Consider the following 15,166-nt stretch of genomic DNA (forward strand, 5'->3'; position numbering starts at 1 on the left):
ACATAATTTAAAAAACGACATGATAGATCATCTTAAAAATATATTTCGACCAATAACACCAAAAATAGTCAAGAAAATCTATAAATTTTTCAGAATTGACTTGGAAGATTATGTTCTGTTACCAAAAAGGAACCTGCAGTACGCATCAGACGGGCTCTATACTTTTAATAGCGCGGATTTCAGAAAGGACCCTCTTTTTAAAGAATCGTATGATTTGGCCCGCAAAATCGATGACGATCAGCTGCTTAGCCAAAACGACATACCATGGAGAATGCATGTGCTGTATTGGGCAGGAAATCATGCAAAAAATATTCCGGGTGACTTTATTGACTGTGGAGTCAATACCGGGTTTTGTCCCCGCTCGCTCATGCATTACATTGGATTTAAAAAATTGAATAAGAGGTACTTTCTCCTCGACACTTTCTCCGGTCTTGACCCAAAGTACAGTACGGAAAAAGAACTGATTGGCAATAAATTTTATAGTACCCAGACAGGACTTTATGAAAAAGTGAAGAAGACATTTTCCGGTTTCAATGTCAGCATCATAAAAGGATCTGTCCCTGACACTCTTTCTCAAGTAAAAACACCCGCGATTTGCTTCTTGCACCTGGACATGAACGCTGCGGCTCCAGAACTAGCGGCTCTTGACTTTTTTTGGGAAAAAATTTCTAAGGGCGGAATAGTTCTCTTTGACGATTATGGTTTCAAGGAACATGCCGACCAAAAAAAGACACAGGATGTATGGGCAAAAAAACATAACGTAGAAATTCTTTCCTTACCTACAGGACAAGGTCTTCTTATTAAAAAATAAAAACCGGGACAACTATAACCATCATGAAGCAGCTATTAAAAAAGCTTATCCCGTTAAAACTTCTTGTCGTCTATCGATTCATCAAAAAACAACTCCGCCCTGTTCCAGAAGATGAACAGGTTCAATTTGACGCTTTAAGCATATACAACGGCCACTTCAATGTAACGTACAAAGGCATTCGGACATTGAAATGCCCCTTTGATTACGTCATGTATCAGATGATCATTACTTCCCTTAAGCCCGATCTAGTCATCGAGATCGGAACCTCATATGGAGGCAACGCTCTCTATATTGCAGAGTTAATGGATACAATAGAGCATGGGAAAGTACATACTATTGATATTGTGGGAAAATCTGAGGTAGTGCATCCTCGTATCACATTTTTCAAAAACGGCTGGGAAGGATACGATTTAAAAGAAACAAAAAAATTCTCTAAAATTCTTATTATTGACGATGGTTCCCATATGTATGAGGATGTTTTGAGTACTTTACATAAGTTTGCTTCGGCCGTCTCCGTAGGCTCCTACTATATAATTGAGGATGGTATTATTGACGAAATCGGTAAAAAATTCAACGGTGGACCATTGAGGGCGATACGGGAATTTCTTCCGGAGAATAAAAATTTTGAAGTTGATAGAACATACTGCGACATGTTCGGCAAAAATGCGACGTTTAACGTGAACGGTTACTTAAAGAAAATCAAATAGCGTGGCAAAAGTATTTATCGGAATGGCGACATATAATGGAGAACGTTTTTTAAGAAAAGCGATTGATTCGTTCCTTGAGCAATCATTTACGGATTTTACTCTTTTTATCTCCGATGACGGCTCAAAAGACCGTACTCCTGAAATTTGCCTTGAATACGCGCAAAAAGATAAAAGGGTTGTGTTCTACAGGCAAGAAAAGAATCTGGGAATGTTTCCCAACTTCAAATTCACGCTTGATAAAGCTGATGCCCTTTATTTCATGCTTGCCTCCCAGGATGATTTCCGGGAAAAAGATTTCATACAGACCTGCATTGAGAATATGGAGAAGAGAAACATCGACGTTGCAATGACAGGTATAGCGGATGTAGACTCATACGGAAGGAGCATGCGGGAAATGGATATAAGCATATTTTCCGGAAAACCAAGTGTCGCACAGATAACCAGATACGTACTGCAACCGGAAATACTCGGGAAATGCCATTTCATGTATAGTCTTTTTAAGACTTCCGCAATGAGGAAAGCCTGGGATATATATCCGATGAGAAAAGAGTGGGGAACGGATTATCATTTCAGCTTGGCTGTCGTAAGCCACTTTGATGTATATGTAGATAAGAGAATTCTGTTCAAAAAACGGCCCGGAGGGCTTACAAGTCCGGACGCGCTCAAAGGAGACAGTCCTGATGCAGTCAAAAGAATCATTATTAAGGATCCGAAAAACCACATGTTTCCTTTCGGAAGATTCCAGCAGTATTTCCAGGGACATATGGAGGCCCTTGAAGGCACGCCGTACCGCCCACTTGCTGCATTATTGCTTTCCCTCCGCTTGCCGCGAGCCCTTTATATTCACATAAGACAGAGAGATATTAAAAAATTTATCAAAAAATTCTTCCACATATCATGATTCCCCTGATGAAAAATGCATTTTTGAACGAAAAAGACACAAAGAGAGCTTTGGCTGGTTTTATTATGAAAGCAGGTAAATTAAGTATGGGAGAGAAATGTGCGGAATTTGAAAAAGCTTTTGCAAAAAAACAGCATGTCAAACACGCGGTTCTTTTTAACTCCGGCGGAAGCGCAAATTTGGCCATGCTTCAGACAGCAAAAAATCTTGGGATACTTAAAGACGGAGACCAAATTGCTTTCTCCGCGCTTACATGGGCAACAAACGTCATGCCTATTATCCAGCTTGGAATGAAACCTGTCGCCGTGGACTGCGAACCGACAACCTTAAATTCCATGTCCAATCATCTCGTAGAAACACTGAAAAAAAATAAAAAGATAAAAGCTTTCTTTATTACAAATGCGCTTGGTTTTGCCGGAGACTTGGGAAACATTAAAAAAATCTGTAAGAAAAACAACATAATCCTTTTTGAAGATAACTGCGAAGGACTCGGGACCGAGCTTCCCGAAGGGAAAACAGGGAGTTTCGGGCTTGGGGCAAGCTTTTCTTTCTTTGTTGCTCACCATATGTCCACGATTGAAGGAGGAATGGTGGTGACCGATGACGACAATTTCGCCGAAATGCTCCGTATTGTCCGCGCCAATGGTTGGGATAGAAACTTGGAAACTCATCAACAAAAGAAGTGGAGAAGCAGACACGGCGTTAAATCTGAATTTCACTCAAAATATTCCTTTTATGACTTGGGATACAATCTGCGGCCGACGGAAATAACAGGGTTCTTGGGTCTGTACCAACTGGCACTCTTAGATGCAGGTTTGAGAATTAGGGAAGAGAACCACAACCGTCTTGAGAAAAAATTAAGGGAAAATCCTGACTTTATACCTCTCGACAGAAGTCATGTAAAAAAACTATCCCCTTTTGCCTTTGTGGTTATATGTAAAACTCCCGAACTGCAGGAAAAATACAAAACCCGTTTCGAAAAAGCGGATATAGAAGTGCGTCCCATAATATCCGGAAATATTCAAAGACAGCCATTTTATAGAAAATATATCACAGCAAAAATAGCATACCTTCCAGGAGCGGAGTTTCTTCATCACAACGGTTTTTACTGCGGAAATTATCCGGAACTCACCGAAAAAGATATTCAGACCATAGAAAACTGTTTAGAAATAAAACAATAAAGAGTCCTTTATGATAATAGTAAATTTAATTGGAGGATTGGGAAACCAGCTGTTTCAGTACGCCGTCGGGAAACGCGTCGCCCTTGTCAATCAAACGGAATTAAAACTTGATATTTCGGGCTTTGAAACATATAAACTTCACGCATACAGTCTTCAGCATTTTAATATCGTCGAGCAAATTGCAACGTCAAAGGAGGTCGCTTGGTTTAAAAAATATCAAAAGAAAAAAGGACGCATTTGGTTTTTATATAATAGACTCATTGCCAATGATGCTATATATATTCAGGAAAGGGGCTTCCCTCTTAATCAAAAGGTGATGGACTTGAAAAGCCCCGCATACTTGGACGGGTACTGGCAAACTGAAAAATATTTTAAACAGATTGAAGACATAATCCGCAAGGAGTTCACGGTAAAAGACGAACTGACCGGCAGAAATAAAGAGGTTGCGGAAGAAATCAAAAAGACGAGTTCAGTGAGCCTGCATGTCAGACGCGCCGACTATGTGACCAATGCGAGAACAAATGAGCACCATGGCACATGCGACTCTGCGTACTACAATAAAGCCGTTTCAATAATTGCGGAGAAAGTAGAGACTCCTCATTTTTTTGTTTTTTCAGACGATATGGATTGGGCTAAAAAGAATATTATTCTCAATTACCCCATCACGTACGTTGACCACAACAGTGCTGCTACAAATTATGAGGACTTGCGTCTGATGAGCTTGTGTAAGCACAACATTATCGCCAATAGTTCATTCAGCTGGTGGGGAGCGTGGTTAAATAATAATCCGCAAAAAACCATTATCGCGCCGCAGAGATGGTTCCTTACGGATAAAATGGATACGCGCGATTTGATACCCAATACCTGGATTAAAATATAAATATATGTGTGGAATATTTGCGGTTGCCAGCTTAAAAGAAGATGTCCCTTTGAAAGGGCTAAATATTGCCCTTACCTCCTTATCAAAAAGAGGGCCTGATGATCGCGGGATTCTCACGTTCCCCCACTGCGTGCTGGGGCAGACACGCCTTTCAATTATTGACCTTTCAGGCGGACATCAACCGATGCGTGATAACACATATCCGCTTGCTATTACATTCAACGGAGAAATTTACAACTATAAGGAAATCAAAAAAGAGCTAGAGAAAAAAGGACATGCTTTTTCTACCAATTCAGACACGGAAGTGATTTTAAAAGCACATAAAGAATATGGCGTTGATTGTTTGAAACACCTAGACGGTATGTTTGCCTTTGCAATTTGGGATGAGGGGAAGAAGTCTCTTTTTATAGCACGTGATCGATTTGGGAAAAAACCACTCTATTATGCATTTGATAAGCTCGGTAACTTGATGATTGCCTCCGAAATAAAAGCGTTATTTGCTTCCGGTCTAATCAAAGGAGAAATAGACCCAGAGGCAATAGACAATTACTTGGCGCTCATGTATATCCCACCGTGGAGAACAATATACAAAAATGTTTTTACACTCGCTCCTGCCGAATATGCGCTATACAGGAACGGAAAATTAGAAAAGAAAAAATACTGGGAACTTGAGTTCAATCCCATTTCTATCGAATACAATGAAGCTAAAGAGGAGATCAAACGGTTATTTACGGAAGCAGTAAAAAAGCGCATGGTAGCAGATGTCGAAATAGGAAGCTTTCTTTCCGGTGGAGTTGATTCAACCCTCGTGACAATGTATGCACAAGAATATACCACTCACCCACTTAAAACCTTCTCTCTTGGGTATGGCAATTATAGAAACGAGCTTCCCTACGCTGAAACCGCATCTACAAAAATTGGCACTGATCATCATACTCTCCAAGCTAATGAAGACCTTACTCATGTGCTCAAAGAAAGTCTTGCGTACTTTGATGAACCGCATGCGGATTCTTCTGATTTCCCCCAATCCCTTCTCTCACAGTTTGCCGCGCAAAAAGTTAAAGTTGCCTTATCCGGCGATGGAGCGGATGAACTCTTTATGGGGTACGGCTGGTATAACAAGCATATGAACCTTTCATGGAAAGCGCATACATTCGAAAAAATGTTTCTTAATCCTTTTGAGGGGTATGTACGCAATATTTCAATTTTTAGCCCGAGTGAAAGAAAAAGATTATGGGGACAAAATACTTATGTAAAAGAATTTCTTAACTCGAGTGTAGGAAGGGAAAGTTTAAATTCGATCGAAAAAATAAATATCTATGATCTCACTACGTACCTTCCCGGACAGTTACTAACAAAAATCGACAGAATGAGTATGATGCATTCTCTTGAAGTACGCTCTCCTTTTCTTGACCACACCCTCGCTCAATTTGTATACAATCTACCGATCAAATACAAGATGAATAGAAGTGAAAATAAGATAATTCTTAAAGATATCCTTGCTGAAAGCATGCCGAAAGAGTTTGTGTATCGTAAAAAACAGGGTTTTGGCGCTCCGGTTGAAGAATGGCTTAATACCCCCCGACTTAAGGGTTTGGTCCTTGAAAAACTCGGAGATAAAGCTTCGATATACTCTATCCTTAGAAAGGAAGAGGTCCAGAACATTGTCAGTTCCTTTTATAGCAAAGGTAAAAAGCTTCTGTATTATAAAGTATGGGTGCTTCTGTGTCTGGAGTTGTGGCTTGAGTCGCACATCGCAGATATCTCATCATGATACACACGCTGTTACAGTACATTACTGCATATAAAAACAAGATTACGAACAAATTGTGGGGTGTGGTTTTTCTTTATACTAAGAAAAAGAAAAAAGGCACAGTGCTCATAGCTTACATCACAGGCCCTTTTACGCTTGCCCCCGGAGAATATTTTACCGATCCTCATTCAAATTATTGGGTTACAGCCGAAATGGCCCGTATATTTCTAGAACGAGGATACGATGTTGACGTTATTAACTGGAACAATGTCGCATACAAACCAAGAAAACATTACGCGTGCGTTCTTGACATAGATAAGAATCTGGAAGGATGGAAACCGTTTCTAAGTAAGGATTGCGTGAAAATATATTTTATCAACGGATCATATTGGAAATTCCAGAATGAAGCCGAACAGAAAAGGCTACTTGCATTGCAGAAACGCCGTGGGGTACTACTTTCTTCCCACAGAAACGTATCATTTTCAAAAAATACAGAACTTGCTGATTTTATTGCCGGCTATGGCAATAGCACGGTTCATGGGACTTTTCCGGTTCCCGAGGGAAAAATTATTCCCCTTCCAGTTCCGGCAATGGATACGTATGATTTCCCAGAAAATAAGGACTTCGAGAAGGCGCGAACACATTTTCTTTGGTTCGGCGGTGGTGGGGCAATGCTAAAAGGTCTTGACCTTGTGCTTGAAGCATTCGCCGCCCTTCCCCATCTCAAGCTTTCAATAATAGGCCCTGCAGCATTTGAAAAAGAGTTTGAGGAAACATATGCAAAAGAACTGGCTCTTCCCAATATCATCCGCTACAGCCGCCCCAAGATTCAAAAAGATGGGACGATCACAACCGACGGGATAGATATTCGTGACATTCTTAATCAATGTGGGGCCGTCGTATACGTGTCAGCCTCTGAAGGAGGAGGTGGGGCAGTAGTACATGCGATGCAGGCCGGTATTTTCCCTATCGTTAGTCCTAACACAGGAATCAGTGAAAAAGCTCCGAGCAAAGTATTGTCTGGTCCTACAATCGAAAATATCCATGCGGCCGTTCAAGAATTCTCACAACTCTCACCAGAAAAAATAAAACAACTCTCCAAAGAAGTATGGCGATTTGCTCAAAAATATCACACCAAGAAATCTTTCACTGAAGCGTTTGAGAACCTTGTAGATAACATTGTTAAGCTCAAATAAAGGGTATTAAACCCCTTTGTTGCCGTCTCTCGTTCGGGAGTGAAAAAAGAAGATACTTTTTTCACTCCGCTCACTCGCTAGGCAATAAAAGCTCGATACCCTTTATTTCCACGATTGTATTGCTTCTATAGCAGAGTCAATTTCCTCGTCTGTAAGTTTTAAAGAGGATGGGAGCCACAGCCCGCGGTTAGAATAAGAAAAATCTTGCGTGCTGTCTCCGTGAATTTTGTAATGGGAAAAGGGTTTTTGGGTTGTAATCACGGGATACATTTTCCTTGTGCCAATGCCCTTTTCTGCCAAATGAGCAGCTAATCCCTCCCTGTCGTCCACATATGCGTCCACAAACCACGGTGTTCCCGTATGAGGCCGCATCATTTCCGAAAGAGAGTCGTAATATTTTTTGTATATTTCAGTTTTTCTTTTAAGCCTTAATTCGATCTCCTCAAGCTGGTTCAACATAAACTGAGCCTGTATGTCTGTAAATTTAAAGTTATATCCTATAGAGTCATGCTCATCTCCTCCACCAAACTCCCGCCCAAAGTTTTTCAATTTCCTCACGTTTTTTGCTATTTCATCATCATTGGTAACTATACATCCCCCATTACCCGCCGATATTATTTTGTGTGGAGAAAAAGAGAAACAGCCGACTTTGCCGAAAGTCCCTAGATATTTGCCGTTATGTTTTGAACCGAATGACTGACATGCGTCTTCTATAATATGCAAGCGAGGATGTGCAGTGACAACATCTTCAATCCCGCAATCCCTGCCATTTAAAGAGACGTGGACATACGCATCGAGACCTTCAGGGATCTCATTATTTGAAACGAATGAAATTTCCGCTCCCGCCAATTCCGCAGCAGTAGCGGTTGCTATCATGGTAAGAGAGGGTATGCCGACTTTTTTTACACCTAACGCTTTAAGGGCCAAAAATATCGCAACAGTTCCGGAACTGACCATGACGCAATGCTTTACGCCTAGAAATTCCGCTATAGTCTTTTCTACTCTTTCCGTTATTTTAAATTCTGCACCCAAGCCGTCGAGATCGTACTGGGGTATCTTTATAGTCATAACAATATTTTATCGTCCTCGTGAGGACCATTTTTGAACTCATAGAACGCAGCATCCTTCAGTACTTCAATCTTATAGCCTCCATCCGCCAAAAAAAGACACTGCCCGGCAGACACTTCATATGCTCCTACATCTTTACCCTCTCTTTCACATACCGTTATGAGCAGCTTTCCTTCCGTGACAACAATAGCTTCCTGTAAATCAGGGATTGACCTGTCAATTGCCGAGTGGGTGTGTTTGGCAAACACGTGTCCAACTTTTCTTCTCATCATGAGAAGCTGCAGAGACCATTTTGAGTCAGTGATTGGGTGTGTGCCATCCTGTATGTCGGAATTGTCGACGAGAAGTGCTACTATCTTATTTCCTGATTTTATTTCAGTTATCATAGGTATTAGTTATCGTATGGATGTTCCAAATCATAATCAACCATCTTGTGAACAATATCCACAAATTTCATCTTTGGTTTCCATCCAAGAGCTTTCTTTATTTTTGAGGCGTTTCCGAGCAACAAAGGCACTTCGTTGGGCCGTTTGTATTTGTCATCAATTTTTACGTAATCTTTCCAATTAAGCCCAACATAGGAAAACGCTTCTTCCAAAAATTCCTTTATAGTGTGGGTTTCGCCAGTCGCAACAACATACACATCAGGCTTTTCCTGTTGCATGATAAGGTAAATCGCTTCCACAAATTCAGGGGACCATCCCCAGTCCCGTTTTGCGTCCAAATTACCGAGAAGAAGTTCGTCCTGCAGCCCCTTTTTGATTCGAGCTACAGCACGTGTCACTTTTTTTGTAACAAAAGTACCCCCCCTTCTCGGGCTCTCATGATTGAACAGTATTCCTGTAGTGGCAAAGAGACCATATCCATCGCGGTATTGTCTTGTAAGATGGTAAGCGGCAAGTTTTGCTACTCCGTAAGGACTCTGAGGCATCATAGGAGTCTTTTCATCGTATGGGGCAGGAACACCCGGCACACCGAACATTTCCGAGCTTGATGCTTGATAAAATTTGGTATGCGGAGACAGTTTGCGAATCGCCTCAAGCACATTGAGTACTCCGACAGTATTTGTTTCAAGAGTATATTGAGGCACTTCAAATGAGACTTTGACATGAGACATCGCTCCGAGATTGTAAAATTCATCGGGCTGAATTTCCGATACCAGGGATGAAATAGAGGGGCTGTCGGTTAGGTCCCCGTGGTATGTGTGAAAATTTTTATTTACGTATAGATGATCTATCCGGCCTGAAGCGAAAGAAGAAAGACGGCGCATTATTCCGTGCACTTCGTATCCTTTCGATAACAGAAGCTCAGCCAAGTAGGAACCATCCTGGCCTGTAACTCCAGATATAACTGCCTTCTTTATGCTTTTTCTGCTTTTATTTTTCATCCTTTTTGCATCCTGATATTTAGCTTAAATTCTAACTTTAGCACAGATTTTTTATAAAAAATCCGAAATAATATTGACTAATCTTAACTTTAGTGATATAATTAACGTTAGAAATTGAATCTTTGTTGCAGATAATATAACCAGATGGTATAAGGAGGAAAGCGTAAAATGGAAAAATTTGACACTTCCACACTTAAAAGCGTCGGCAAAGACGTTTTCATAAGCCCCCTCGTTTCTATTGTTCGCCCGGAGCTTGTAGTACTCGGAAATCACATCTCTATTGACCCGTGGTTCCATTGCACTACTGCCCTTGAGATTGGTGATCACGTTCATATCCAAGCTCAAGTTGGTATCATCGGCGGAAAAACAGGAATTCTCAAAATGGGAAATTTCACAAATATTTCCATCAAGGGAACCATCATCTGTGTTTCAGAAAAGTTCTACGGCAAAGGTCTTATTGCCACCCCGGGTATCCCTGAGAAGTTCTTGGATGAATACAAAACAGGCCCCGTGATTTTTGAAGACTTTGTCAACACAGGAGCTAACGTCACTGTACTTCCGGGAATCACTCTTGCCGAAGGATCGGTTATTGGTGCATGTTCTCTGGTTACCAAAAATACCGAACCGTGGACAATATACGCAGGTATACCAGCCCGTCCTATCGGGACTATCGGCAATCGCCCGAAAGAAAAAATGCTCCAATATGCTAAAGAAATGGGCTACCGCTAAAGTGGTTTAGCCAAGAAGTTCCAAGCGGGGTTAACCTACACAGGTTAACCCCGCTTATCTTATATTAAAGCCAAATATGATAAAATTTTGCGTATGAAAGAAATATCCCTCTCTTACCTTATGGTTACGAAAAACAAGCTACCCTACTTCAAGGAATCGATCCAAAAGCTTATAAAAGAAAAAAAAGAAGATGAGGAAATACTGGTAGCTGACGGCGGAAGTTCCGACGGCACAGGAAAGTTTCTTTTTGATCTTAAAGAACGCGGAATGATAGACTACTGCGTGTCTGAACCCGACTTTGGTGAAGCCCACGCCCTCAACAAGCTTTCATTTGCGGCAAAAGGCAAGCTCATCACTATAGTTACTGATGATGACGTCTTTCATTATCCGACCATACGGGCCATGAAGGAGTTTATGCGGAAGCATCCTGAAATCGATATGGTAGGTCCTAATGGTGGTTTTAAGAATAGTGATACGACAAAATCAGTTCGTCCATTTTACTATGAAGACAATTATAGAGAGTGGCAAAAAAACCACACCCCCTTCGCATTCTGCTGCCTTGCTCTTGTATATCGGCGCTCTTCCCTCTCATTACTGGGGCTTTGGAATCCGGCATTTAAAAAGCTGGACGCTGAATTCTCTCTTCGCAATACTTCTGGAAAAGCCAACGTTGCATGGTACACGGGACATGCGTATGTAAATATAAGCACTCCGCAAAGCACAAGCCTTGTTTATATGAAAAGAATCAAAGACGAGACCGATTTTTTGGATAAATTTTATCTCGGAAAAAATCCAGATCCTTTTGTAATAGAAAAATTCAAAGTTCTTAGAAACAAATTACGGAGCGGGTCTTTTTTTAAACAGAAACAGTCTCCCATCGCCATGGAAGAAAAACGGCCAAAACTGGTTACAATAGCCGAAGAATGGTTGGAAAAAATAAATAAAGAAAAGAAATTGGAGTTTATCCAAAATTGATAACTGTCCTTATGAAAAAATACGGAGCGTACCCCCTCATTTCAGTTATCATACCGACTCATAACAATGCCGGAAGCATCGGCCTTGCGATCGAGTCAATGCTTACACAAACATATCCCAACATAGAAATCATAGTTGTTGATGATCATAGCACCGATACTACCGCTGACGTTGTCAAAGATATCGTACGGAAAAATCCAAACGTGTCATATTATCTTTTGCCCTGGGATGACCCTGTCCGATTCAGTAAGACAGGACGGAATATAAATGCAGGGTACCTTGCCCGAAATTACGGACTGACTAGAGCAAAAGGAGAATGGATTACATTTCAAGATGGTGACGATGCTTCTCTGGCAAATCGAATCGAAGCCCAGTATGATTTGGCGTTAAAACATAATGCTTCTCATGTATGTATTCAGTGGATGAGATACTCACCCGATCTAATTGGCAAACAACTTGATGTTGAACGGGTGCTTCTCGAGCACCCAGATGCGTTTATAGATAAAGAGTATATTACCGCTCTTGCACACTCATCAAAGGGAATTATTATTCCTCTTTTAGGAAAATTGAACAGTAAAATTCCGTTTGAAATTAAAGCTAAACGCGTCATTAATAAACTATTCTTCGGTTCATTGGCTTCATACCCGGGCTCGGGAAACAGCCCTCTTTTTAAACGGGAAATCATTGATAAAGTACGATTCAGAAAATCAAGCGAGCGTGTTTGGCCTTCATTTGTGGGGCGCGGAGCTGATCGGGATTTTAATTTTCAGGTTTCCGAGACTTTTAAAAATAGTGTTTCCTTCAATCTGCCACTTTACTTATATAAGTCCAAGAGACAGAATGAGGGCTTTGAGGGTTATGAGAAATACCTCAAGCCATAAGCGTGTTTTTAAGTGTCCAATCCTATGCACCAAAAAGAAACCGTAAAACAAAGGCTCAAAAAAATTCCCTTATTAAAAATCGGGGTAATTTCTTTCCGGATACTCCGGGATAAATACGGCATTATCGCAAAATTAAAACTACTTTCCAGTTTCTTTTCTGACTATCGGCAATACAAAAAAATCAACAAAAATGAGGGCTTTTCTCTCAGTATAGAAGACCTGTATCCCCGCATCTTTGATAAAACCAGTGATACTCCCCTTGACCCTGTGTATTTTTTTCAAAATACATGGTGTGCAAAAAAGGTATTTGAGGTTAAACCTTCCCATCATTATGACGTTGGTTCCGATGCAAAATTTGTCGGTTTGCTTTCACAATTCACCCCAACAACAATGGTTGATATCCGGCCGCTTCCCCTTACGCTTGAGGGGCTCTCTTTTATGCAAGGCGACATAACGCATTTGCCATTCAGGGATAATGAAATTGCCTCCTTAAGTTCTATATGCGTCATAGAGCATATAGGGCTTGGAAGGTACGGCGACCCTCTTGATTCATTCGGTTCCGAGAAAGCAACCAAGGAGCTCACACGGGTTCTTGCACATAGTGGAAACTTGTACATTTCGGTGCCTGTCGACAAAGCAAACATAACGTACTTCAACGCCCATAGGGCATTTACACGCGAGTATATTCTTTCGCTTTTCCCCTCGTTGTCGTTGGTTGAGGAAAGATATATTTACGGAAACACAATATATAGCGCATACAATCCGGATAAAGGTTTCGGTACGGGGCTGTATCATTTTAAAAAACAATGAACAAAGACAGAAAACCGATTATCATCTTGCAGCATGGCGGAGGTGAGCTAGGCAATCAGCTTTGGAATTTTGTGAGCATATATGCGTATTGCCTTGAAAAAGGATACGATTGCAGAAATTATTCTTTTTTTGAATACGGGAAGTTCTTCAATATCCCGGTAAGCAGTCCACTTATTGACACGTTCTTTTTCTCCCCTTTTGCTTCGTACACTAAACGGCGCAATGCTATGCGCGTAAAAATATGGAGATTCTTATACAAAATCTTGTTCATTATGCCTGTAAGACTTTTCTTTGGAAAAAATATAATATCGTCAAAAAATATCGAAAAGAAGGTGTATTACCTTCCCCCAACCGAAACATCGAAAGAGCTGGAAAATGCGGAGCGAAGGGCTCGAATGTTGTACATGGATGGATGGCTGTTTAGAAATCCCGTTGGAATGAAAAAATACAGGAAAGAAATAATCACATATTTTGCACCTCAAAAAGATATTTCGGCATCAATTGAAAAGACGCTCGGCGATTTGCGGGGAAAATACAATTATCTTGTGGGGGTACATATCCGCCAAGGAGATTACACGACATACAAAGGCGGAGAGTATCTTATACCTCAAAAAAGAGTGCGAGAGATTTTGGATGAATACTTACACATAAACGACAAGGACTCGGCCTCAACGTGTTTTGTCATAACAACGGATGGAAAAGTGGATGAAGAAATTTTTAAGGGATTACACATTGTTGTAAACAACAAGAGCGCGGTTGAAGATATGTTCACGCTTTCAGGATGCGACGTGATAATCGGTTCCGACAGCAGTTTTGGAAATTTTGCCGCCTATTATGGAGATATCCCCCATATTGTATTCAAAAAAGAACCGATGGACTGGGAATACTACAAAGGCAAAAGTGATTATTTCGAAAATAAATACTGCACCTTGGTGCATTATTAGGATGTTTTCTTTCGACTCTCCTTCTTGGCCCAGTCTATATATTGATCAATCCCCTCCCAAATAGAAGTTTTTGGAACATATCCAAGACTTTTTGCAAAAGAAATGTCAGCCGGGAAACGGGACACTTCTCCAGGACGAGCGGGGCCGTGCACCACTTTTACGTTGAATTTTTTGGCAATATAGTCCGCAATATCCTTTATTTTTGTATCTTTGCCGCTTGCGAAATTAATTGCTTTGCCTGCAAGCCCTTTGGTATTAAAAACAAGGTCATATGCCTGCACTATGTCACTAACATGACTGTAATCCCGTGTGGATTCACCGGTTCCAAAAACAGTGAGATCTTTCCCTTGCAATCCTCGGGCAACCAAAATCGGAATCAGCGCGCCGAACGGACCGGCATTCTGTTTTTCTCCAAAAACATTAAACGGACGTGCAATTGTCACATCTACTCCAAACGATCGGTAGTATGCATAACTTAATCTGTCAGCAGCGGCCTTAGAAGCAGCATAGGGACTATTTGGTTTTAATTCAGCGGTTTCACTAAGCAGCTCTTCGTCTTTGAGGGTGTGCCCGTCCCCATATACCTCGCAGGTAGAAGCCGCAATAAGTCTGTTTTTGTATTTTTTTACTGCTTCCAAAATGTTAAACGTTCCCAAGACATTTACTTGAAGAAAAATACCCGGATCTTGGAGAGATTCATCAACATTGACATGGCCAGCCAAATGGAAAACCACATCATGTCCTCGCACACTTTTATCAACAGTCTCCCTGTCGGTAATACTGCCCCAAATAATGGTGATTTTGCCTAGAATATCCGCCAGGTTGTTTTCCGAAAACTCAGAATAGGTGGTCAAAACTGACACATCGTGACCTTTATTTACAAAATGTTTCGCCAGGTGACTTCCCTGAAATCCTCCGCCGCCAGTAATTAAGATCTTCATCC

16 protein-coding genes are annotated in these 15,166 nt (G+C 41.0%); 12 read left to right on the plus strand and 4 right to left on the minus strand.

The genetic code is table 11. The features are described 5' to 3' along the window. Positions 1-19: 19 nt before the first annotated feature. The 7 genes from Q8O71_01255 to Q8O71_01285 are packed head-to-tail and all read left to right on the plus strand — an operon-like array spanning position 20 to position 7,429. On the plus strand, positions 20-811 hold the full coding sequence (locus Q8O71_01255; protein ID MDP2705008.1) for a TylF/MycF/NovP-related O-methyltransferase: 792 nt from the start codon (positions 20-22) through the stop codon (positions 809-811). A 23-nt stretch (positions 812-834) separates the two neighbouring features. Further along, positions 835-1,518: a CmcI family methyltransferase gene (locus Q8O71_01260; protein MDP2705009.1), complete on the plus strand. Its 684-nt coding sequence runs from the start codon at positions 835-837 to the stop codon at positions 1,516-1,518. Between the two features lies 1 nt (position 1,519). Beyond that, positions 1,520-2,419, plus strand: a complete 900-nt coding sequence (locus Q8O71_01265) for a glycosyltransferase family 2 protein (protein MDP2705010.1) — start codon at positions 1,520-1,522, stop codon at positions 2,417-2,419. A gap of 8 nt (positions 2,420-2,427) precedes the next feature. Continuing rightward, positions 2,428-3,600, plus strand: a complete 1,173-nt coding sequence (locus Q8O71_01270; GenBank protein MDP2705011.1) for a DegT/DnrJ/EryC1/StrS aminotransferase family protein — start codon at positions 2,428-2,430, stop codon at positions 3,598-3,600. Between the two features lie 10 nt (positions 3,601-3,610). Beyond that, complete coding sequence (locus tag Q8O71_01275) at positions 3,611-4,480, plus strand: alpha-1,2-fucosyltransferase (GenBank protein MDP2705012.1); 870 nt, start codon at positions 3,611-3,613, stop codon at positions 4,478-4,480. Positions 4,481-4,484: 4 nt separating this feature from the next. Next, positions 4,485-6,254, plus strand: a complete 1,770-nt coding sequence (gene asnB, locus Q8O71_01280; GenBank protein ID MDP2705013.1) for an asparagine synthase (glutamine-hydrolyzing) — start codon at positions 4,485-4,487, stop codon at positions 6,252-6,254. Further along, positions 6,251-7,429, plus strand: coding sequence for a glycosyltransferase (locus Q8O71_01285; protein MDP2705014.1), 1,179 nt, complete (start codon positions 6,251-6,253; stop codon positions 7,427-7,429). Before asnB ends, Q8O71_01285 begins: the two co-directional genes overlap by 4 nt. Before the next feature lie 102 nt (positions 7,430-7,531). Here Q8O71_01285 and Q8O71_01290 read toward each other — a convergent pair whose 3' ends face one another. From Q8O71_01290 to gmd, 3 genes are read right to left on the minus strand one after another with little or no spacing between them, the layout of a single operon-like run. Beyond that, entirely contained in the window at positions 7,532-8,497 is a 966-nt protein-coding gene (locus Q8O71_01290) for a DegT/DnrJ/EryC1/StrS family aminotransferase (protein ID MDP2705015.1), read from the minus strand. Further along, positions 8,494-8,883 (minus strand): hypothetical protein, encoded by a 390-nt coding sequence (locus tag Q8O71_01295; GenBank protein ID MDP2705016.1) that lies wholly within the window; start codon positions 8,881-8,883, stop codon positions 8,494-8,496. Before Q8O71_01295 ends, Q8O71_01290 begins: the two co-directional genes overlap by 4 nt. Before the next feature lie 5 nt (positions 8,884-8,888). Beyond that, the gene (gmd, locus tag Q8O71_01300; protein MDP2705017.1) at positions 8,889-9,860 is read right to left on the minus strand and encodes a GDP-mannose 4,6-dehydratase; all 972 of its coding nucleotides are present in this window, start codon (positions 9,858-9,860) and stop codon (positions 8,889-8,891) included. Positions 9,861-10,052: 192 nt separating this feature from the next. Between gmd and Q8O71_01305 the strand changes: the two genes are divergently transcribed. The 5 genes from Q8O71_01305 to Q8O71_01325 all read left to right on the plus strand — a co-directional run bounded on the left by Q8O71_01305 (position 10,053) and on the right by Q8O71_01325 (position 14,223). Further along, on the plus strand, positions 10,053-10,613 hold the full coding sequence (locus Q8O71_01305) for an acyltransferase (protein MDP2705018.1): 561 nt from the start codon (positions 10,053-10,055) through the stop codon (positions 10,611-10,613). A 93-nt stretch (positions 10,614-10,706) separates the two neighbouring features. Continuing rightward, a complete protein-coding gene (locus tag Q8O71_01310; GenBank protein ID MDP2705019.1) occupies positions 10,707-11,588 on the plus strand; it encodes a glycosyltransferase in 882 nt (293 codons plus the stop codon). Between the two features lie 11 nt (positions 11,589-11,599). After that, on the plus strand, positions 11,600-12,469 hold the full coding sequence (locus Q8O71_01315; protein MDP2705020.1) for a glycosyltransferase family 2 protein: 870 nt from the start codon (positions 11,600-11,602) through the stop codon (positions 12,467-12,469). Positions 12,470-12,493: 24 nt separating this feature from the next. Further along, positions 12,494-13,279: a DUF268 domain-containing protein gene (locus tag Q8O71_01320; protein MDP2705021.1), complete on the plus strand. Its 786-nt coding sequence runs from the start codon at positions 12,494-12,496 to the stop codon at positions 13,277-13,279. Then, entirely contained in the window at positions 13,276-14,223 is a 948-nt protein-coding gene (locus Q8O71_01325; GenBank protein MDP2705022.1) for an alpha-1,2-fucosyltransferase, read from the plus strand. The genes Q8O71_01320 and Q8O71_01325 overlap by 4 nt, the downstream gene beginning before the upstream one ends. On the opposite strand, the gene Q8O71_01330 is transcribed toward Q8O71_01325, so the two are convergent. After that, positions 14,220-15,164 (minus strand): GDP-mannose 4,6-dehydratase, encoded by a 945-nt coding sequence (locus tag Q8O71_01330; GenBank protein MDP2705023.1) that lies wholly within the window; start codon positions 15,162-15,164, stop codon positions 14,220-14,222. The genes Q8O71_01325 and Q8O71_01330 overlap by 4 nt on opposite strands. Positions 15,165-15,166: the final 2 nt, after the last annotated feature.

This window comes from bacterium, from assembly GCA_030690305.1.
Classification (GTDB): domain Bacteria; phylum Patescibacteriota; class Minisyncoccia; order Phycocordibacterales; family JAGLPS01; genus JBBUCK01.